This window comes from Paenarthrobacter sp. TAF1, from assembly GCF_052113825.1.
In the GTDB taxonomy this organism is placed as follows: Bacteria; Actinomycetota; Actinomycetes; order Actinomycetales; family Micrococcaceae; genus Arthrobacter; species Arthrobacter nicotinovorans.
The window spans coordinates 410,829-432,478 of the sequence record NZ_JBFRDO010000004.1 but is presented as its reverse complement, the minus strand read 5'-3'; the positions used below and the strand labels follow the sequence as shown (position 1 = coordinate 432,478).

Annotated in this window: 14 protein-coding genes; 11 read left to right on the top strand and 3 right to left on the bottom strand. The window is 63.2% G+C overall.

Features of this window, described 5'->3' with window-relative positions:
• Positions 1-217 precede the first annotated feature (217 nt).
• The 4 genes from AB4Y81_RS08195 to AB4Y81_RS08180 all read left to right on the top strand — a co-directional run bounded on the left by AB4Y81_RS08195 (position 218) and on the right by AB4Y81_RS08180 (position 8,124).
• Positions 218-2,317 carry an acyltransferase family protein gene (locus AB4Y81_RS08195; RefSeq protein ID WP_441995658.1) on the top strand — a complete coding sequence of 700 codons (2,100 nt, stop codon included), beginning with the start codon at positions 218-220 and terminating at the stop codon, positions 2,315-2,317.
• Complete coding sequence (locus tag AB4Y81_RS08190) at positions 2,314-4,389, top strand: acyltransferase family protein (protein WP_441995648.1); 2,076 nt, start codon at positions 2,314-2,316, stop codon at positions 4,387-4,389. Before AB4Y81_RS08195 ends, AB4Y81_RS08190 begins: the two co-directional genes overlap by 4 nt.
• Positions 4,390-4,599: 210 nt before the next feature.
• Complete coding sequence (gene guaB / locus AB4Y81_RS08185; RefSeq protein WP_441995647.1) at positions 4,600-6,111, top strand: IMP dehydrogenase; 1,512 nt, start codon at positions 4,600-4,602, stop codon at positions 6,109-6,111.
• A gap of 114 nt (positions 6,112-6,225) precedes the next feature.
• Positions 6,226-8,124, top strand: a complete 1,899-nt coding sequence (locus tag AB4Y81_RS08180; RefSeq protein WP_018776620.1) for an ABC transporter ATP-binding protein — start codon at positions 6,226-6,228, stop codon at positions 8,122-8,124.
• Here the strand turns inward: AB4Y81_RS08180 and AB4Y81_RS08175 are convergent.
• The 3 genes from AB4Y81_RS08175 to AB4Y81_RS08165 are packed head-to-tail and all read right to left on the bottom strand — an operon-like array spanning position 8,121 to position 10,382.
• The gene (locus AB4Y81_RS08175; RefSeq protein WP_052247246.1) at positions 8,121-8,771 is read right to left on the bottom strand and encodes a hypothetical protein; all 651 of its coding nucleotides are present in this window, start codon (positions 8,769-8,771) and stop codon (positions 8,121-8,123) included. The genes AB4Y81_RS08180 and AB4Y81_RS08175 overlap by 4 nt on opposite strands.
• Positions 8,768-9,406, bottom strand: coding sequence for a hypothetical protein (locus AB4Y81_RS08170; RefSeq protein ID WP_018776618.1), 639 nt, complete (start codon positions 9,404-9,406; stop codon positions 8,768-8,770). Before AB4Y81_RS08170 ends, AB4Y81_RS08175 begins: the two co-directional genes overlap by 4 nt.
• A 49-nt stretch (positions 9,407-9,455) precedes the next feature.
• Positions 9,456-10,382 carry a WXG100 family type VII secretion target gene (locus tag AB4Y81_RS08165; protein ID WP_441995646.1) on the bottom strand — a complete coding sequence of 309 codons (927 nt, stop codon included), beginning with the start codon at positions 10,380-10,382 and terminating at the stop codon, positions 9,456-9,458.
• A 221-nt stretch (positions 10,383-10,603) separates the two neighbouring features.
• On the opposite strand from AB4Y81_RS08165, the gene AB4Y81_RS08160 reads away from it, so the two are divergent.
• The 7 genes from AB4Y81_RS08160 (at position 10,604) to AB4Y81_RS08130 (ending at position 21,646) form a co-directional block, all read left to right on the top strand.
• A complete protein-coding gene (locus tag AB4Y81_RS08160) occupies positions 10,604-11,737 on the top strand; it encodes a GuaB3 family IMP dehydrogenase-related protein (protein WP_018776616.1) in 1,134 nt (377 codons plus the stop codon).
• A 161-nt stretch (positions 11,738-11,898) separates the two neighbouring features.
• Positions 11,899-13,653, top strand: coding sequence for a glycerol-3-phosphate dehydrogenase/oxidase (locus AB4Y81_RS08155; protein ID WP_018776615.1), 1,755 nt, complete (start codon positions 11,899-11,901; stop codon positions 13,651-13,653).
• Positions 13,654-13,700: 47 nt separating this feature from the next.
• A complete protein-coding gene (locus AB4Y81_RS08150) occupies positions 13,701-14,189 on the top strand; it encodes a PTS sugar transporter subunit IIA (RefSeq protein WP_018776614.1) in 489 nt (162 codons plus the stop codon).
• A gap of 72 nt (positions 14,190-14,261) precedes the next feature.
• Positions 14,262-15,128: an SURF1 family protein gene (locus AB4Y81_RS08145; RefSeq protein ID WP_064721616.1), complete on the top strand. Its 867-nt coding sequence runs from the start codon at positions 14,262-14,264 to the stop codon at positions 15,126-15,128.
• A complete protein-coding gene (locus AB4Y81_RS08140) occupies positions 15,125-15,625 on the top strand; it encodes a DUF3817 domain-containing protein (RefSeq protein ID WP_018776612.1) in 501 nt (166 codons plus the stop codon). Before AB4Y81_RS08145 ends, AB4Y81_RS08140 begins: the two co-directional genes overlap by 4 nt.
• Positions 15,626-15,734: 109 nt before the next feature.
• Positions 15,735-17,324, top strand: a complete 1,590-nt coding sequence (gene guaA / locus AB4Y81_RS08135; protein ID WP_441995645.1) for a glutamine-hydrolyzing GMP synthase — start codon at positions 15,735-15,737, stop codon at positions 17,322-17,324.
• A 161-nt stretch (positions 17,325-17,485) separates the two neighbouring features.
• Positions 17,486-21,646 (top strand): AAA family ATPase, encoded by a 4,161-nt coding sequence (locus tag AB4Y81_RS08130; protein WP_441995644.1) that lies wholly within the window; start codon positions 17,486-17,488, stop codon positions 21,644-21,646.
• Positions 21,647-21,650: the final 4 nt, after the last annotated feature.

Genomic DNA, 21,650 nt, shown 5'->3' with positions numbered 1-21,650 from the left:
GTGACCGGGGTTTCTGCTGTTAAGATCCTGTGCGATGCATCACAACTTCCGGGCCGGCGTATCGCTGTGGCCGCAGGGATCCGAATGACGCATCGGCACAGGTCACACACAGGAAGAGCTGCAAGAATGGATGGCTGAACCGGGCCCGGGGGAGGTGCGGAAGGCGGTCAGCAGCATCCTCGAACTGGGGGCGGGTGGGCTGAACCGCGTATTATGGATGCTTTGTGCCAGCCGCTTTAAGGAACTGCCTAACGTGACTACCCCAGCGATTACAGCCCCTGCCCACCGCGGTAGGCGGGCTTCCGGTCCCGTTGGAAAGTCCAAGTTCCGCCCTGAAATCCAAGGTCTCAGGTCACTGGCCGTCCTCATGGTGGTGAGTTATCACATCTGGATCGGCCGGGTTTCCGGAGGGGTGGATGTCTTCCTCCTCATCTCCGCGTTCCTCATGACCCTGCAGTTCACGGGCCGTTATAAACAGGGCCGCCCCATGGACCTCCTGCGGCACTGGCTGCACCTGTTCAGGCGGCTGCTGCCCGCCGTCGTGGTTGTCCTTCTGGGAACGCTGACAGCCACCTTCGTCCTCCTGCCACCTACCCGGTGGGCTGAAATTGTCCAGCAGGCCTGGGCGTCCTTGTTCTACTACGAGAACTGGCTGCTCCAACAGCTTGCGGTGGACTACTACGCCACGGACCACAGCATGGCCAGCCCGGTGCAACACTTCTGGTCACTGTCCATCCAGGGCCAGGTGTTCATCATCTGGCCGGTGATCTTCGCAGCGGTCGCGCTTCTGTGCCGCCGCTTTGCCCTCAGGTACCGGGCGACCCTCGTGTACGTCTTCGCCATAATTTTCCTGGTCTCGTTCGTCTACTCCATCATCTTCACGGCCACGAACCAGGCTGTGGCGTACTTCGATACCTTCGCCCGTCTGTGGGAATTTGCCTTGGGCACCTTGCTGGCCCTGGTGCTGCCGGGCTTGAACTTCTCCAAACCCGTCCGCGTACTGATGGGCTGGATCGGCGTCATTGCCATGCTCACCTGCGGCATCGTGCTGCAGGTCCAGACGGCTTTCCCGGGTTTCGTGGCATTGTGGCCCACCCTGGCAGCCGTCGCCGTCATCGCGGCAGGCCAGACCGGCAGCCGCTTCGGTGTCGACCGGATCCTGAGCTCCAAGTTCCTGGTCCGCCTGGGCGACAACTCCTACGCCTTGTACCTCTGGCACTGGCCCATCCTGGTCATCGCGCTGGGATGGAGCGGCAAAGAGCACGCTGGATGGCTTTCCGGCACGGCCATCATCGCCCTCTCGCTGACGCTGGCGTTCCTCACCACCAAGTACATTGAGAAGCCCTTCCGCCAGTGGAAGTGGCCCGAGATGAAGCGCCGCCGTTCGTTCATCGCGATCGTCGCCTGCCTTGCCGTGGTCACTGCGCCCCTGATGGGCTTTCAATACAGGCAGGACCTTGAACAGCAGGCCGCTGAAGCCCGGATGGTCTTCGACAATCCCGGCGCCAAGGCACTGCTGCCCACGTATGTGAACGAGGTTGCCCCCARCGCCCTCACCCAGCCCACCGCGGAACGGATCGGGCGCGACTGGGCCAAGCTTCCGGACGGTTGCTCCGGTGATACCAAACCGGAGTCGCAGCTGCTGCGCGACAACTGCCAGCAGAACAACGTGGGCTCTGATGCCACCAAGACTGTCCTCGTCCTGGGCAACTCGCATTCCCAGCAATGGCTGGCCGCGCTGGGCCAGATGGCTGAAGAACACCACTGGCGCTTGTATGCCTTGCTGTACGGGGCCTGCCCGTTTGCAACCGACGATTCCGATGTCGAGCCCGAGTGCAATGAGTTCAACAGGGAAGTGCGCAAACACATTGAGGAGCACGCCCCCGACGCCATCTTCACGGTGGGCACCAAGGCCGAACCCTCGGAACCGGACGAGAAGCTGACGCATGGATTCGAGGAACTCGTCTCGGAAGTCACGGCCCGCGGCACTGAGGTCGTCGCAGTACGGGACAATCCCAGGTTCACTTACAGCCTGACGGACTGCACCCTTTCGAAGGGAGTGGACAGCCCGGACTGCCGGCCGCTGAAAGCGGACGTACTGGCAGAGCCGAGCCCCTTTGAGGAAGTCATGGGCAAGTATCAGGACCTGTTCCTGATCGACATGACAGACCTGATCTGCATCGGCCTCTATTGTCCGCCCATCATCGGCAATACCTTCGTCTACCTGGACGACAACCACTTGACCAAGACCTATGTGAAGAGCATGACGGACATGCTTGATGAGAGGTGGTTTGCCGCGACGGGGTGGCAACGATGATGAACACCCGCACCAGCACTCGCAGCGTGGATAAAATCACGACGCCGGAACGCGGCTTCCGTCCGGAAGTCCAGGGCCTGCGCGCCCTGGCTGTGCTCATGGTCGCTGCCTACCACATCTGGCTTGGCCGGGTCTCGGGCGGGGTGGACGTGTTCCTCCTCATCTCGGCTTTCCTTCTGACGTTGTCGTTCACGCGGAAGCTCGAAGCCGGTTCGCCGCTGAAACTGCTGCGGCACTGGCTCCACGTGTTCAAGCGACTCCTGCCCGCCGTCGTCGTGGTTTTGCTGGGTGTTCTGCTGGCGACCTGGGCATTCATTCCGCAGAGCCGTTGGCCGGATGTCCTGGCCGAAGCCTGGGCGTCCCTGTTCTACCGGCAGAACTGGCAGCTAGCGGACAATGCCGTGGATTACTACGCGCAAGACCACTCCGGTGCCAGCCCGCTCCAGCACTTCTGGTCCCTGTCTGTCCAGGGCCAGGTGTTTGTCCTGTGGCCCCTGGTCTTCGCTGCCGTGGCGCTGCTGCAACCAAGTCTGGCCCGGCTTCTCCCGAAGGGGCGGACGCTGAGTCACCGGAGCCTGCTCTTCTTCGCGTTCGGCGCGGTCTTCCTGGCCTCCCTGGTGTTTTCCATCGACCAGACCGCCAACAACCAGGAGTACGCGTACTTCGATACCCGTGCCCGGCTCTGGGAGTTCGCACTGGGTTCCCTGCTCGCCCTGGCACTCCCGTACCTGAAGCCCGGGCGCAGGCTCCGGGTGTTCCTCGGTTGGGCTGGAATCTCCGCCATGCTCGCCTGTGGCCTGGTCCTGACAGTTGACCGGTCCTTCCCGGGATTCATCGCGTTGTGGCCCACGCTTGCCGCCGCCGCTGTCATCGTCGCCGGGCAGAGCGGCAGCCGTTTCGGCGTCGATCGCCTCCTGAGCTCACGGCCGTTGGTCCTGGTGGGTAACAACTCCTACGCCCTTTACCTGTGGCACTGGCCGGTCCTGGTGTTCTTCCTGCTGGTCAGCGGCACCACGGCTCCGAGCCTCTTGCAGGGCCTGGGCATCATGGCGGCGTCCATGCTCCTTGCGATCGGCACCACCAGGTTCGTGGAGGAGCCCATGCGCCGCTGGCAGTGGCCGGACGTGCGCTCCTGGCGCGCCGCCGTCGTGATAGCCGCCTGCGGTGCGTTGCTCGCCATGCCGGTGACTGTTTGGCAGGGTGCCATCGCCGCTGAAGATGCGGCGATTGCCGGCCAGCCCAAGGAACTGACGCCAGGGGCTGCAGCCTTGTCGCCGGAATTCGTCGGGCAGCCGGCCCAGGAGGCCATGATCATTCCGGCCCCTGCGGCCATGAAGGACGAGTGGGCTGACATCGACGGCTTGTGCACCGGAGACAACGGGCCCAGCGACCCCTTGCTGCAGGGCTGCCTCCAGAACGACGAACCCGACGTCGTCACCAAGGAAATAGTGGTCCTCGGTGATTCGCACGCCCAGCAGTACATGGCGGCGCTCGGCCCCATCGCCAAGCAGCACGGCTGGGAAGTGGTGACGTTGCTCAAAGGCAGCTGCCGCTTCGGCGCCGAATCCGTCGAGCGTACCGACGAGTGCAATGAATTCAACAAGGCCAGCGCCAACTACGTGATGGAACACAAGCCTGACGCCGTATTCACAGTGGCGTCGCTGACGCACGCCGATGCCCCGTTCGAGACGGAGGTGCCCGGCTACCTCGAAGGCATCAAACCGTTCACGGACGCGGGGATCGATGTTGTGGGAATCCGCGACAATCCCAGGTTCAGCATCAACATGCCCGAATGCGTGCAGAAAAAGGGCCCCGACTCGCCCGATTGCAAGGCGCCGCTGGAAGAGTCCCTTGCGGAATCTTCACCGTTGGATGATTACGTCGGAAAAGTCGACCGGCTGTACTTGATGGACGTGAGCGACTTCATCTGCGAGCAGGGCACGTGCCCGGCAGTCGTGGGAAATGTCTATGTCTACAAGGACGACAACCACCTCACCAAGACCTACGTGCAAAGCATGATCCCGATGTTCGAGGAGCGGCTCCTGGCGGCCACCGGCTGGTCACGCAGCTGATTTTCGTTCCCCGGGGACTTGAAAACCGGCGACGGCGGCCTGCCGCCAGTGCTGTTGCTCACACTCCGGCGTTACGGAATATGGCGATTGCCGCGGAGGTTCTACTATTTATTCAACACTTATGCACAGGCCAGTCCCGTAATGACGGGCTGGTCATCAGTTGCAACCCCTACCAGTTAAGCCCCCGGAACCAAGGTAAGAGGCGCACTCATGACCCAGCCCGAACACAATCCCTTCGGCCTTATCGGCCTGACCTACGACGACGTCCTGCTGCTTCCCGGACACACGGATGTCATCCCGTCCGAAGCGGACACGTCTTCCCGGATCTCCAAGCGCATCACCGTGCAGACGCCGCTGCTGTCCGCCGCCATGGACACCGTGACCGAATCCCGCATGGCCATCGCCATGGCGCGGCAGGGTGGCTTGGGCGTGGTTCACCGCAACCTCGCCATCGACGACCAGGCGGAGCACGTTGACCGCGTCAAGCGCAGCGAGTCCGGCATGATCACCAATCCGTTGACCATCGGTCCGGAAGCCACCTTGCAGGAACTGGACGAGCTCTGCTCCCGGTACCGCGTGTCCGGCCTGCCGGTTGTTGACACCGACGGCCGCCTCCTGGGCATCGTGACCAACAGGGACACCCGATTCATCCCGGAATCGGACTTCCCGTTCCGTAGTGTCAGCGACACCATGACCAAGATGCCGCTCATCACCGGGCACGTGGGCATCAGTCGCGACGAAGCCTCGCACAAGTTGGCCACCAACAAGATCGAGAAGCTCCCGCTGGTGGACGAACAGGGCCGGTTGAAGGGCCTCATCACCACCAAGGACTTCACGAAGGCCGAGCAGTACCCGCTCGCCACCAAGGACGATGAAGGCCGCCTGCGGGTCGGCGCTGCCATTGGCTTCTTCGGTGACGGCTGGGAGCGCGCCATGAAGCTCATCGACGCCGGCGTTGACGCACTTTTCGTTGACACGGCCAACGGCCACTCCCAGGGCGTCCYGGACATGATCCGCCGCCTGAAGTCCGATCCCGTTGCAGCACACGTTGACGTGATCGGTGGCCAGGCCGCCACCCGTGAAGGTGCGCAGGCTCTGATCGACGCCGGTGCCGATGGCATCAAGGTTGGCGTCGGACCCGGATCCATCTGCACCACCCGCGTTGTTGCAGGCGTGGGCGTTCCGCAGATCACCGCAATCCATGAATCCGCCAAGGCTGCCATCCCGGCAGGCGTCCCGCTGATCGCCGACGGCGGCCTGCAGTACTCGGGCGACATCGGCAAGGCGCTGGTCGCCGGCGCCGACACCGTCATGCTCGGATCCCTCCTGGCAGGTTGTGAGGAGTCCCCGGGCGACCTCATTTTCGTCAACGGCAAGCAGTTCAAGAGCTACCGCGGAATGGGCTCGCTGGGTGCCATGCAGTCCCGTGGCAAGAACACGTCCTACTCCAAGGACCGCTACTTCCAGGCTGATGTTTCCGGCGATGACAAGCTCATTCCGGAAGGCATCGAGGGCCGCGTTGCCTTCCGTGGCCCGCTGGCATCGGTCGCCTACCAGCTGGTTGGCGGTCTCCGCCAGACCATGTTCTACACGGGTGCGCCCACCATCCCCGAACTCAAGGCCCGGGGCAAGTTCGTCCGCATCACCCCGGCAGGCTTGAAGGAATCCCACCCGCACGACATTCAAATGACCGTGGAAGCCCCCAACTACGGCTCCCGCTAAGCACCTCCTGTTCCCCGCGGATTACCGCGGGGAACAGTTGTTTAACCACCCGACTGTGTAACCGCCCGGTATCCGCCCGACGGTAATGTCGGCCCTCGGGAATAGGCTGGGCACATGTCAGAGAAGTCCGCGCAACCGCGGCACCCGGAGTCGATCCCGCTGAATCCGGGCCAACCGGGAAAAGCGCCGCCCCGTAAGCTGGCCCTGCGGCCGTACGCACGCGCCGTCGGGCAGGTCTTGAAGGTGAGCTTCAAGGCCTCACCGGTGGCGGTCATCATGAAAGTCCTTGGCTCGGTGATCTCAGCGACCCTGCCGCTTGTCACCACGTACTTTGCAGCGTTGACCACCACGGCCCTGGCTGCCGGCTACGCAGGGGACCCCGACGCGGGCCCCCGCGCAGTGCTTTACGTCGTCATCACAGCTGCCCTGGGCCTGTTCTGGGGTGCGTTCAGCAGTGTGGACCGCTACATCCAGCAGCTGATGAGCTTCAAGGTGGGCGCCATCGTGGGCGACCTGATGTACCAACGGTTCCTGGCACTGGAATTCTGGCGCTACGACGACAAAGAGACCGTGGATCTCTACGACCGCGCAAAGCGTTTCTCCGACTCCTATGCGCGGGTCCTGGACCGGATTGCGGCCATCTTCACCCAGCTCGTCTCGGTGATTCTAGCCGTCGGCGCGTTGCTGTTGGTGAGTTGGTGGATTGCCGTGATCGTGCTGGTGGCGATCGTGCCCAGCGTCTACCTCCAGTTCAAGCTGTCGCGTGAACAGATCGCCCACTGGAACACCCAGGTGGATTCGCGCAGGCAGCGCCGGATGATCGAGCAGAACCTGCTGCGGCCACAGCACATCGCTGAAATGCGGCTGTACGGCATTGTCGGCTATCTCATGGAACTTCGCTCCAGGTTGAGGGATGCCGACGAACGCAGGCGCCTGGACTTCCAGAAACGGTACATCCCCAAGCAGCTGGCTGCCGACGCCCTGCAATACGGCGCTGAAGTGGTATCGCTGGTGTGGGTTGTGGGGCAGATCATTGCCAGGGCCCAGCCGGTGGGACAGTTCCTCTACGTCCAGCAGATCGTGAGCCGTGCATTGTCAACGGCGAACAACCTGGTGTCCTCGCTCAGTTCCATTGACGAGGACCTGGCCAACCTGAAGGACTACGAGCTTTTCATGGCGTTGCCGGTGCCCAGCGGAAACGAACAGCCCTTGGAAGTGTCGCCCACCACCGTGGAACTGCGTGATATCCGCTTCAGCTATACGGGAAGCGACATCGAGGTCATCAAGGGTATTTCCATGACCATCAAGGCGGGGCAGCACATCGCCATCGTGGGGGAGAACGGCGCCGGGAAATCCACGCTGATCCGGATCCTGGCCGGGCTCTACCGTCCCGACTCCGGCCAGGTCTTGTTGGACGGGAAGGATCTGGCCGGAATTGACGTGACCAGCTGGCACCGGCACCTGGCAGTCCTGAGCCAGGAATTCCTGAAGTACGAGTTCGCCACGGCCGCAGAGAACATCTACCTCGGCGACGTCGACTTGCCCCGGGACGATCTGCGCATCCGGAAGGCGGCATCCGACGCGGAGGCCATGGAGTTCATCGACAAGCTGCCTAACGGGCTGGAAAACCATGTCAGCAACTGGATGGAAGATCCACGCGGGCGGAAGGGAAGCGGGCTCTCYGGCGGCCAGTGGCAGCGGCTGGCAATGGCCCGCAACTTCTACCGTGACGCCTCATTCATGGTGATGGACGAGCCCACCTCAGCCATTGATGCCCTGGCCGAGCACCGGATTTTCACGAGGCTCTTCGCCGATCGCAACAGCACCATCATCGCCATTAGCCACCGCCTTGCCACCATTGAGAAGGCGGACATCGTCTACATGCTGGAGGACGGTCGAATCGCCGAACAAGGTACGCATAGGGAACTGGTGGCCCTGCGCGGACGGTACTTCAGGATGTTCGAGTCCCAGCTTTCGGTGGATGAGGCCAGCCGGGAGAGTCCCGAGGCTTAGAGCGGGCCGTAGCCGGCATTGCCCACGGGATCGCGCCAGGTGGCAAGATCCTGTTCCAAAAGCGCCCGGAAGCGTGGATCACTAGCAGCTTTCCGACGCAGGGATTCCCGTGAACGGCCCATGATGGTGGCGGGGACGAGGATCGCGGCCACCAAAAGGAAGATCATGAACGCAAGAACCGTTGCCAGTGTCAGCAGCGTCCCGGGGTCCTGCCACGTTGAGGGTTTGGCTGTGAAAGCGAACAGTCCCGCGAAGACGACCAGGACAAACGCTACGAAGGAGAGCGCCCCCCGCAGGCTCCCGGGCCCACGATTGACCAGCGCACGGCTTGTCCGCGGCAACCGGTCCCGCACCCGGACGTAGAAGACGCCGCAGAGCACTGCGACTGCCGCGCCGGGAAGGCTGAGGGCGGCAATAGTCGCGAAGGTGCCAAGCCGGACCGCGAGGACGACGCCCAAAAGGACGAGGACTGCTCCGATTCCGGTCCCGGCAGCCCAGGCACCCATGTAGGCGCCGCGCGCGCCGGCGATTTCGCGCAGGCGGGAGCGCGCATTCGCCGGAGTGATGGCGGAGAGCTCAGGGGAAAGCCAATAGTCCAAGGGGCGGTCGGAATGGAAAAGTGGAGCGGGGCCGGACTGGTAGCTCACGCGTTCTGCTGCTCCAGTCCTGCGCGGATCCGGGAATCGAGCTGCTCACTCGCGAGGGCCGACGAGTCGAGGTTTTCGCCCTCGCCTTCAGCGATGGACAGGGAACCGTCGGCCTCCGCTTTGACGTGGACCGCGCGGGAGGTTCCGTCCTTAAAGTGCCGGCGCGTTGTGGCGGCCGCGGGGTATCCGTCCGGTGCTTGCTTCAGGTAGTAATCGGCCATCTGGATGGCCGTGGTGACCATGCCTTCGGAGCCCGTAATGGGGTGCAGCTCGTGAACGCCGTACTTGCTCAGGTTGAGCAGCAGTGCGCCCTGCTCTGCGCCAAACATGAAGGAGACATGTTCCGAGGACGGGGTTACGAGGGCCGTTTCCAGCCACGACGTGGAATCTGCAAGCACTGCTGTCACCGTGGCAGCCGGGCCGACGGGCTGGAGTGCGTCGTTTTCGATCTTCATCAATCCACGCTCCAACAGCGTGGATACCCCTGCCTGTTCCAGGGGAGCCCCGGCTGCGTGGTCGAGGCGGAAGAGGGTCTGGCACCTCAGCGCGCCGTCGGTGCCAGCCAGTGCAATAAGTGCGATGAGCTCATGTTCGGTAATGAGCAATGCCTGGGTTTCTTCGGTCTGCGTGGTCATTTCTGCCTTCTCTTGAGCGGTTCTGTGTCCAGTCTAGGAAGTCGCGGGGTCATGTGAGCCATCCCCAGACTTTCTTGGCGCCGTCGGCTATTGCTCCGGCGGCGTCCTGCGCTCCCTCCCACACATGTTTCGCGCCATCAGCGATCATGGAAGACGCGGAATCGTAACCCATGTTGGTGGCCAATAGACCCAGGCCGCCCCACGCGATACCGGCGATGGCGCAGGCAGGGCCGATAACCGGGACGAAACTGCCCACGGCCAGGGCAGCGGAGATGCCGCCGTCCACGGCCATTCCGGGGTGTCCCGTCTGGATGCCTTGATAGACCTGCAACCCGCCGGTCACGACGCCCAATCCTCCCGAGACACGGCCGAGCATCGAACTGCCGTTGAGCAGTTGGGTGCCCCTGACATACCCGGCGCCGGCAGCCTGTCCGTACTGGGCACTCAGCCACGGCCACCTCGTCAGTTCAGTCACCAATCCGCCCCTGGCCATCTGGGCCAGGATGGAGTCCGCCACCACGCCGTTGGCAGTCACGAGGGCGTTTCCGGCCCACCATCCCTGGCTGCCGCTGACGCCGAGCACGCCTTCCAAGCCAGTGGTGGGGGCGACTTGGCTTCCATTGGTACCGGGTACCTGTGGGACGTTCGGTCCGCCAGACCCACCGGGACCGCCAGATCCGCCCGGTCCGAAGCCGGCAACGCCGCCATCAGCACTGGCCTTCTGCTGTTCATCGGCCTGGGTGCGGAGCATCTTGGACGCGTCATCCAGGGAACGGGAGGCTTTGTGCAACATGGGGCGCAGGGTGCTGCTCCATTCGCGTCGGAAGCGCTCGCCGTCGTTTCCTTTCCACGCCACGCTGGTGATCAGGCTGTTGACCTGGAGTTCCTGGTTCTGGAGCCGGCTCCCGGCTTGTCCCATCTGCTTGGACAACGAGCGGAGCTGTTCGATGTCGGCTCCGTAGAATCCGGGCGCCATGGTTCCCCCTTGCATGGTGTGGTGTGTTTCCGCAGGCTATCGGATTTGTCCGGGATCCTGCCATGGGCACCTCTGCCCATGTGGAAACTGCCAGGCGCGCACGGCAAGTAGCCAGCGCACCCGGAACCGGCCGGGCTTTCAATGTCTTCTTGGCGCATTGTGAAGTGTCCACGCCATTTGCCGAATCGGGGTTCGGCAAGGGGTCCAGTAAAGTAAGAGCCGTGACTTATGAGATTGAGATTGGCCGTGGCAAGCGTGGGCGTCGTGCCTACTCCCTGGACGACATTGCGATCGTCCCCAACCGCCGGACCCGCGATCCCAAGGACGTCTCCGTCTCCTGGCAGATCGACGCCTACAAGTTCGACATTCCGGTGATCGCAGCGCCGATGGACTCGGCCATGTCGCCGGAAACCGCCATCGCCCTGGGCCGTTTGGGCGGCCTCGGCGTCCTGGACCTCGAGGGCCTGTGGACCCGCTACGAAGATCCCCAGTCCGTGCTGGATGAGATCTCAGCGCTCGCCGGCGAAACCGCGAGCCCTGCCGTTACCCGGCGCATGCAGGATCTCTACAAGGCACCCATCCAGCCTGAACTCATTACCAGCCGCCTTGCCGAGATCCGCGCCTCCGGCGTCACGGTGGCAGGCTCCCTGACGCCGCAGCGCACCCAGGAGCACTACAAGACCGTCCTCGCCGCCGGTGTGGACATCTTTGTCATCCGTGGCACCACGGTCTCCGCCGAGCACGTCTCCAAGAACCACGAGCCACTGAACCTGAAGCAGTTCATCTACGAACTCGACGTTCCCGTGATCGTCGGCGGTGCCGCCGGATACACCCCGGCGCTGCACCTCATGCGCACCGGCGCTGCCGGCGTCCTGGTCGGTTTCGGCGGCGGTGCCACCACAACTACGCGCCGCGCCTTGGGCATCCACTCGCCGATGGCGTCGGCCATCAGCGACGTCGCCGCCGCCCGCCGTGATTACCTCGATGAGTCCGGCGGCCGTTACGTGCATGTCATTGCCGACGGCGGCATGGGCGCCTCGGGCGACATCGTCAAGGCAGTTGCCATGGGCGCCGACGCCGTCATGCTGGGCAGCGCACTGGCACGGGCCGAGGAAGCCCCCGGCAAGGGCTGGCACTGGGGCCAGGAAGCCCACCACCTTGAACTCCCGCGCGGCGACAGGGTTAACGTTGGAACTGTTGGCCCCCTGGAAGAAGTTCTCTTCGGTCCCGGACACCACACCAACGGCACCTCCAACCTCATTGGTGCCCTGCGTCGCTCCATGGCGACCACCGGCTATTCGGACCTGAAAGAGTTCCAGCGGGTCGACGTCGTCGTTTCGCCGTACCTCGGCTAGGCCTAAAACAGAAGGAGGCCCCGGGAACAGACCACACGCTGCTCCCGGGGTCTTTTTTTGCCGGATTCTGTCCGGATGCACCTCATCGGCAGCCCTGCCCAAGGCGACGAGCAACAAGTAGGGTAGGGGATTACCAGCTGTTGCGTTTGAGGAGGGGTCCGATGAGCAATGTCGCAGGCGGTCCGCAGGTGAATTCTCCGGGGGCACTGAGCCCGGAATCCCGTGCCGCATCCATTGATGTCCTGAAAGCCACTGCCGAGCCAGGCAAGGAGTTGGACATCCTGATTGTCGGTGGCGGCGTGGTGGGCGCTGGTGCTGCCCTGGACGCGGTCACGCGCGGGCTCACAGTTGGCATCGTCGAAGCCAGGGATTGGGCGTCCGGCACGTCATCCCGCTCCTCAAAGCTCATTCATGGTGGCCTCCGCTATTTGGAGATGCTGGACTTCGGGCTGGTCCAGGAAGCCCTGCAGGAACGCGGATTGCTGATCCAGCAGATCGCACCCCACCTGGTCCGGCCCGTTCCGTTCCTCTACCCGCTGACCCACCGTTTCTGGGAACGCCCCTACGTGGGCGCAGGCATCATGCTGTACGACACCTTGGGTCTGACGTCCGGCCACAGCCGTGGTGTCCCCATGCACAAGCACCTCTTCCGACGCGGCACCCTGCGTGCGGCTCCCAGCCTCAAAGACGATGCCTTCGTGGGATCGATCCGTTACTACGACGCCCAGGTCGATGATGCCCGGCTTGTGGTCAACCTTGTCAGGACAGCGGCGCATTACGGGGCACACGCGGCCAACAGGGTCCGCGTGGTCGACTTCCTCAGGGAGGGCGAACGCGTGGTGGGTGCCAAGGTGGAAAACCAGGAGGACGGCAGCGTCTTCGAGATCCGGGCCAAGCAGGTGGTGAACGCCACCGGCGTGTGGACAGACGAAACGCAGGCCATGGTCACAGACCGTGGCCAGCTCAAGGTCCGTGCCTCCAAGGGAATCCACCTGGTGGTGCCACGGGACCGCTTCCAGTCCACTGTGGGTCTGATCCTTCGTACTGAAAAGTCGGTGCTCTTCGTGATTCCCTGGGGCCGGCACTGGATTATCGGTACTACCGACACGGACTGGACGTTGGATAAGGCCCATCCGGCTGCCTCCAGCAAGGACATTGACTACGTGCTGGAGCACGTCAACAAGGTACTCAAGCGTCCCCTGACCCGTGAAGATGTTGAAGGTGTCTATGCGGGACTCCGTCCGCTTCTGGCAGGTGACAATGACTCCACCGCCAAGCTGTCCCGCGAGCACGTAGTGGCCCACCCCGTCCCCGGTCTGGTGGTGGTGGCCGGTGGGAAGTACACGACCTACCGTGTCATGGCCAAGGATGCCGTGGACGAAGCAACGAGGGCCATGGACGAGCGTGTCCCTTCCAGCTGCACCGACACCATTCCTTTGCTGGGAGCGGAGGGATTCAAAGCGGCCTGGAACCGGCGGGGGAGGTCCGCCGAGCAAGCAGGTGTGCACGTGGCACGCGTGGAGCACCTGCTCAACCGCTTTGGGTCCATGGCATCGGAAGTCCTCGCCACGATCTCCGACAGGCCAGAACTGGGCGAGCCGCTTCCGGGCGCCGACGACTACCTGGCAGCCGAAGTCGTCTACGCAACAACCCATGAAGGCGCTCGGCACGTCGACGATGTTTTGACCCGCCGTACCCGGATCTCCATTGAAGCGTGGGACCGGGGTGTGTCTGCGGCGCCCGTAGTGGCTAAGCTGATGGGAGAAATCCTGGGCTGGAGCGATGCTCAGCGTGAAAGCGAGATCAAGCACTACCTTGCACGTGTGGAGGCTGAACGACTCAGCCAGCAGCAACCCGATGACGAATCGGCGGATGCCGCACGCATGGGAGTGGATGACATCGTTCCCCTCCGCTGACAGGCGCAGGGAGTTGAGGCCGGGAGGCCACATGGAGGGAACACGACTTGGCTGAACCACTGGACCGATATGATGCGGAACTGACCACCCCGGACACGGTCATTCTTGAACTTGTTGCCGAGGACAAGATCGACGCCGCAGCACAGTTGGCTCAAAAGCTCCATCAGGCCGGACGGATCTCGGACCTTGATGGTTTCCTGGAGCAGGTACATTCGCGAGAACACCAGCTGGCCACCGGGCTTCCCGGCGGAATCGGTCTTCCGCATGCCCGCAGCGAATTCGTGGACCGGATCTCCATCGCCGTAGGCGTCACCAAGTTTGGCCATGCGCTGGACTTCGGGGCTGCAGACGGCCCTGCCACACTGATCCTCCTCATCGCCACACCGGCCAGCTCCTTCTCGGACCATCTTGAAGTTCTGGCCACGCTTGCGCGTTCCCTCTCCAAGGAATCATTCAGGGAGTCCCTGCGCCGTGCGCACGATCCCGAAGTGATTTCCGAGCTCATCAACTCCAGCCTGGTCTTCTTCGACCACTAAGGATTGGTGCCCCTCCAGGCGGCCCCAGCCCTCGTTTCGTTGTTCTACAGCCGGACGAAGTACGGTTAAGGGGTGTTGAAAACCGCTCTGAAACCCCGCTGGATCGCAGGACTGGTCTTTGCGCTTCTGTTGTCCGGGGTGTTCGTGCTGCTTAGCCAGTGGCAGCTCAGCCGGTCCACCCAGCACGAGAGCCCTGCTGCTTCCACCACTGAAGAAGTCAAACCCCTGGTCGACGTCCTGAAGCCGGGCCAGTTCTTTCCCGGCTCTGTTTCCGACCAGATGGTCACCGCCACCGGCTCCTACGATCCAGGCAAGCAGGTCCTGGTCGAGGGCAGGCTTTACAACAACCAAAAAGGTTTCTGGATCGTCACGGCCTTCGAGGTCAACGGCGCTCCTACGCTGAAGGGTGTCGCCGCCTCGCCGCAGACCTGGATTCCCGTAGCACGCGGCTGGGTGGCTGATGCCGCCCAAGCGGGCCCGCCGCCGTCGGGCACTCTTACGCTGACCGGTCGCCTGATACCGTCCGAAGCGCCCGTACCAAATGTCGACGCCGGCCCGGGCCGCGCGTCGGCGGTCTCCACCGCGGAACTCATCAACAGCTGGGATGTTTCAAGCTACCCCGGTTTCATTGCGGCCACATCCGAGGTGGCTGGCGGTGTGAGCGTCCCACTGGGCGACAACGTCAAAGCCCTCAATATTCCACCCCAGCCACCGGCAGAGCAGATCAACTGGCTGAACCTCTTCTACGCCGTGGAATGGGTGGTGTTCGCCGGATTCTCCGTCTTTATCTGGTGGCGGCTGGTGCGTGATGACTACCGCCGGGACCTCGAGGACGACGAGGACGACGACTACTACGATGAGGTCCCTGAAGACCCCCATGCCTTGCCCGCAACTACCGAACCTTCAAGTCCCGACCCAGAACATAAGGTGCAGCAATGATTGAGCCCAAACCTGCCATCCAGCCTGAGCAGTCAGGACCGAAGCCCAAAAAGCGGCGGTTCGGCGGGACGGAAGCGCAGATCCGTTCGGCCTTGAAGTTCTACAAAGTCATGGCCTACCTGACTGGTGCCATGCTGCTCCTGCTGTGCGCTGAACTGATCGCTCGGTACGTTTTCGGTGTTTCACTCTTCGCCGGCGGAACCAACGCCGTGACGGGCCAGCCCTTTGGCTTTGGCTTTGCCGAATCCGAGCCCAAGGGCGTCATTGGTGGATTCAACATCTCCACCACGGTGCTGATCGTGCACGGCTGGATGTACGTGGTTTACCTCGTCTCCAACTTCCGCTTGTGGTCGTTGATGCGGTGGCCGTTCTCCAAGATGGTCCTGCTGGCATTGGGCGGCGTGATTCCGCTGTTGTCCTTCATTGTGGAGAAGAAGTTCCACGCACAGGTGGAAGCAGAACTGGCAGCCAATCCCCAGGCTTCCAAGCGCTACTAGGCGCCACTGGCCGTTCCCGATGTGAGATGCCTAACGGGAGTGCCCGTTTTGGCCTCCGGCCGCCCTTGTCAACGTGCGCGGGGGCGGTCCGGCAAAGTAGTCTTGGTTGGTGACTACTCCCACCGCACCCCAGACTTCCCAGAAGCCGGTGCTGGTTGTTGACTACGGTGCCCAGTACGCGCAGCTGATTGCCCGCCGCGTCCGTGAAGCAAATGTGTATTCGGAAATTGTTCCGCACACCTTCACCACCGAGCAGCTTCTGGCCAAAGACCCGGCAGCCATCATCCTTTCCGGCGGGCCCTCCAGCGTCTACGCTGAGGGCGCACCGTTCGTAGGCGCCGACCTCTTCGAGGCCGGGGTTCCCGTTTTCGGTATCTGCTACGGATTCCAGGCCATGGCAAACGCCTTGGGTGGCAAAGTGGCCCAGACCGGGCTGCGTGAGTACGGCGCAACCGAGGCGCTCCTGGTGGGCGATGCACGTTCCATTCTCGACGGCGTCCCGKCGTCCCAGAACACCTGGATGAGCCACGGCGACTCCGTCCACGAGGCACCTGAGGGCTTCGAAGTACTGGCAACGACGGCCGGCGCCCCCGTGGCTGCCTTCGCCAACGATGAGAAGCGCCTCTACGGTGTGCAGTGGCACCCGGAAGTCAAGCACTCCGTTCTGGGCCAGCATGTCCTGGAGAACTTCCTGTTCAAGGGCGCCGGTCTGAGCCCCAACTGGACCACCGGCAACATCCTTGAAGAGCAGGTGGAGCGCATCCGCCAGCAGATTGGCGACTCCAAGGTCATTTGCGGCCTTTCCGGTGGCGTCGACTCCGCAGTTGCCGCTGCCCTTGTCCAGCGTGCTGTCGGCGACCAGCTCACCTGTGTCTTCGTAGACCACGGTTTGCTCCGTGAAGGCGAAGCGGAACAGGTCGAACGTGACTTCGTGGCCGCCACGGGTGTCAACCTGTACGTTGCCAACGAGCAGGAACGCTTCCTGTCGGCTCTTGCCGGCGTCAGCGATCCCGAAACCAAGCGCAAGATCATCGGCCGCGAATTCATCCGCGCCTTCGAGGAAGCAGAGCGGGCCATCATCGCCCAGGCTGCTGCCGAAGGCGAGAAGATCAAGTTCCTGGTCCAGGGGACGCTGTACCCGGACGTCGTCGAGTCCGGTGGTGGCGAGGGTGCTGCAAACATCAAGAGCCACCACAACGTCGGTGGGCTCCCCGACGACCTGCAGTTTGAGCTGGTTGAGCCGCTTCGCGCCCTGTTCAAGGACGAGGTTCGTGCCGTAGGCGCGCAGCTGGGTCTGCCGCAGGAAATCGTAGGCCGCCAGCCGTTCCCCGGCCCCGGCCTGGGTATCCGCATCGTGGGCGAAGTGACCAAGGAACGGCTCGATCTGTTGCGCAAAGCCGATGCCATCGCTCGCGCCGAACTGACGGCCGCTGGCCTCGACAACGACGTCTGGCAGATGCCTGTTGTCCTCCTGGCCGATGTCCGCAGCGTTGGCGTGCAGGGCGACGGCCGTACGTACGGCCACCCGATCGTGCTGCGTCCGGTGTCTTCCGAAGACGCCATGACGGCGGACTGGTCGCGTTTGCCCTACGACCTCCTGGCGCGCATCTCCAACCGCATCACCAACGAGGTCGATGGGGTCAACCGCGTGGTGCTGGACGTCACCAGCAAGCCACCGGGAACCATCGAGTGGGAATAGCATTCTGAGTGGCCGGCTTCCATCGGGAAGCCGGCCACTGTGCTTTTCCGGCAGTTCCCTGCCGGTGAGCGATTGACATGTTGCAGTGAAAACCGGGCAATTTCGCGTCGGAACAGCGTTGCGGAGCGGGCTCGCCGTGGATTCCCGCTACCCTCGAAAGTATGCCGGTATGGTCCAAGGCGTCTAAAGCTAGTACAGAAAAGAAGGCAGAAGTTGTGTCAGTAGGTCAAGGCCAGGAAGAGGGCTCCGAAGAGCTCCGCAAATGGCTGTCTGGTCTCAAACCCGTCACCGGGGCAGACACTATGCTGCGTTTCGTCAAGACGCCCGAAGGCGCCATTGACCTCAGCAACGCGCACCCTTCTGGGCTGGCGCAGTTGCTGGCAGGGCGTCGGACGCGCCTGTCGACGCTCATCAGAGACCGCCAGCAGTACTTGGTCGCGGCACGTGCGGCGCGCAATATCCGATCCAAGATTTTCGAACTCAGCAACGATCGCGGTATCGAAGCCGGGTATCTTTCTGCCGGCACCGTGGTGTGGACCTCTGCGGTGGGCGGCAAGCCACAGCGCGTCTCCGCACCCGTGATGCTCACGTCCATCGTCCTGACGGTCCGGCCGGGGGAGGACGACTTCGAACTTCAGCTCACTGAGCAAGCCCGGATGAACCCCGCCCTGGTGCGTCACCTCAAGACCGTCCATGGCATCGTCTTTGACGTCAATGCCGTGGCGCGAATGGCTTACAACACCGCACGTTTGGATCCGCAACCCGTCCTGGATCGCCTGTCCACGCTGGTTCAGCCGATCCATGGCGCTGAGGTTGAGTTCAATCTCCTGGTGACAACCCTGGCCGATCTGTCGGGCAACCTGGATGATCCTTGGATCAATCTGAACAACCCCACCGTGGCGGCCTTGGCGACGGCGGCCAACGGTGGCGACATCGAGCCGGAACCCATCAAGGCAGGCAGGTTCCCCAGCTTGGACCTCCGTGACCCGGCCGAAGAGTTGCTCCTGCTCGACGCCGACACGGACCAGCAGTACGTGGTTGACGCCGTTCGGGCTGGAGACTCCCTGGTGGTCAGCACACCCCCGGGCAGCGGACAAACGCAGACTGCCATCAACGCCATTGGCGCACTGGTGTGCGAAGGAAAGTCGGTCCTGGTGGTGGGGGACAGGCAGTCCAGCCTTGCCGGGCTTTCCGCGCACCTGGAATCACTGGGGCTGGATTCGCTTCTGTTCCGGCCAGGCAATGGAACCACCCCCCAGCAGCTCAAGGGCCAGCTGGTCCGGGCCATCATGCGCAACGAGAAGGCTCTTGAGCCCCAGCTCGGCAACCTTCACCAGACACTGACCGGGCATCGGCACGCCCTCATGGACCATGTCGCCTCCCTGCATAACGTGCGCGAACGATGGGGATGCTCGCCGTATCAGGCCATGCAGTCACTTGCTGAACTGACTTCGATCCATCCGGCACCCTCCACGACAGTTCGTTTGAAGCGCAGTGTCCTGGACAACATCAAGGACCGGGAAGAGCTGGCGGCCCGGCTCCGTCGCGCTGCCGAACTTGGCAGTTTCAGCCGGGCTTCGACCAACAGCCCTTGGTACGGTGCCCGATTGGTCACCCGCAAGGAAACCGAGGAAGCGCAGCAACTTGCCCGCTTGGCGGCTGAGAAGCTTCCTGTCCTGCGTGACCGCATGAAACAGGTGTCCGATCACGCTGAGATCCGCCTGGGAGAAACCTTTACTGAGTGGGGCGCGCAGCTCGAACTCCTGATTGCCGTGCGCGAGAGCCTGGACAAGTTCACGCCGGACATCTTTGACCGTCCGGTTCACGATCTGATCTCCGCGACGGCCAGTTCTGCGTGGCGCCGCGAGCGGAACATCGAGATGCCTTCCATGCAGCGGTCCCGGCTGCGGCGGGTCGCCAAGGAGTATGTGCGGCCCGGTGTTCATATCGCCGATCTCCACAGCTCGCTGGTCCTTGTCCAGGAGCAGCGTGCGTTGTGGGCCGGTTACGCCACTACGCAGCGGCACCCGGCCGTTCCTTCCGGCCTGGCCGACCTCGGCGCACTGTACCGGGAGCTGGACGCTGAGCTGCGGCGCCTCGGTGAGGCGCTCAAACACACGTCGGCCGGAGGCTCGCTCCACGGTACGCCTTACGCGGAGCTGATGGAACGCTTGGAACAGCTCGTAGCTGACACCGCCACGCTGGAAACCTTGCCCGAACGCACGCTCCTCATTGAAGAAATGCGCGAGCACGGCCTCGGGGAGCTTTTGGCGGATCTGGCGGAGCGGGAGGTACCTGCGTCCTCGGTGGCCGCGGAGCTGGACCTGGCTTGGTGGCAGTCCGCGCTGGAGGCAATGATCAGCGGCGACGACTATCTTGCGATGTCCGACGGCGACTCCCTGAGGCGCCTCGAAGCTGAGTTCCGGCTTGCTGACCAAGCCCACATCGCCAGCGGTGCTGCGCGGCTCCGATGGCAGCTTGCCCAAAGGTGGCGCCAGGGATTGGTGGAGCACCCTCGCCAGGCTGAACTGCTGCGGGCCTTGCTGAAAGACGGCCGGGTTACCCTGCCTGCGCTGAGCGCCCAAGCCCCGGACCTCGTGCCGTTGCTTGTCCCGGTGTGGTCGGTCAGCCCGTACCTGCTGACCGGCGTCCTGCCGGCTGAGCAGAAGTTTGATGCCGTTGTGGTCATCGACGCTGAGTCCACCTCGTTGCAAGCGGTCCTTCCCGCGATCGCCCGTGCACGGCAGGTAGTTGCTTTCGGCGACGCGAAGATTGCCAATGCGCGGACCTTCAGCGTGGCCGTCGAACCCCCGGTTGCCGGAGTCGCGAGCCACGAGACTGTGGAGAGTGCCTTCAAGGCCTTGGCCAGGGTCCTGCCATCGTGGCAGTTGAATTGGGTGTATCGGGCAGTGGATGAAGACTTGATCCTGCAGCTGAGCAAGAACTACTACGACGGCGGCCTGAAGCGGCTGCCCGACGGCAACTCGGTTACGGGATTGGATCGCTCGATCCTTGTGGAGTACATCCCTGACGGCACCGGCCTTCCGGGCGCCGATCACGAGGGGGTCGAGTCCGTCACTGCCGAGGTCAACCGGGTGGTGGATCTTGTCTTTGAACATGCCACGCTGCGTCCCCGCACCAGCTTGGCTGTGGTGACGGCAAGCCTGCGCCACGCTGCCAGGATCGGCGAGGCCATCAGGCTCCAACTGCCGAACCATCCATTGCTGTCTTCCTTCTTCGCCGCCGGCCCCGAATCCTTCCGCGTGGTGGATCTGGAACGCGCGCAGGGCTTGGTGCGGGACCATGTGATCTTCTCCCTCGGGTATGGACGCACCCCGCATGGCCGGGCGCTCCACTCCTTTGGACCGCTGTCCACTGAGGGTGGGCGTAACCGCTTTGCCTTGGCCATGACCAGGGCCCGGCGCTCCATGCACGTCCTGAGCTGCTTCCGGCCCGAGGACCTCGACCTCGATCGCCTGGCGCACGGCGCAGTGGACTTCTACGAGTTGCTGGACAGGGAGCTCTCGGGGAACAGCAATCTCGGAACCCCGGCATCCCGTGCCGTTGCCAGCGAGCAAGCACTTGGCGAGGACCCGTTGGTGGCGGATCTTGGCGAACGACTGCGTGCCCGCGGCGCCCGTGTCTGGCACCTTTACGACGGTGTGCTGGACATAGCCGCAGCCGCTGATCCTGTGCACACCATTGGCAGGGAAGGTGCTGAAATTCCCACGCCCGTCGCCATCGAGTCCGATGGCACGGAACGATACCGGCGCATGAGTGTCCGTGAACGCAGCCGGCTGCGGCCTCAACTGCTGGAGCGCATGGGGTGGCGTTACATGTCGCTGTGGACGATCGAAGTCTTCACGGACCCGTCCTCCTGCGCCGATCGCATCGGTTCCTACCTTGGACTGGAAAACCACATTCCGAAGGCTGCCGAGCCGTCTCAACATGGCTTCCTGGACATGGATGTTGAACAATTGAATCTGGACAAGGCTCAGCCTGTGTTCACCCGTTCCCCGGCCACCGGACCGGATCACCAACCCGAGGAGGATGCGGAGGGGACGCGGGACCAGACAGGGGACAGGAAAGAAGCACCAATGACGGAACAAGGAAATGGTTCCACCGACGGCTCTGCCGGGGAGAACAGTGGATCGGACAACACGGCAGCTGAAAACGCCGCCGAGCCGACGGCTGCCAAGCACAGCTCGGGCGGCATCCTCCCCACCAAGGCCGCGGAGGACGATCCCCGCAGATGGGGCGATGAAGCAGGCTATGACCACGAGCAGTGGTTGAAGGAACAGAAGCCCCCGCACTGGGGATGAGCGA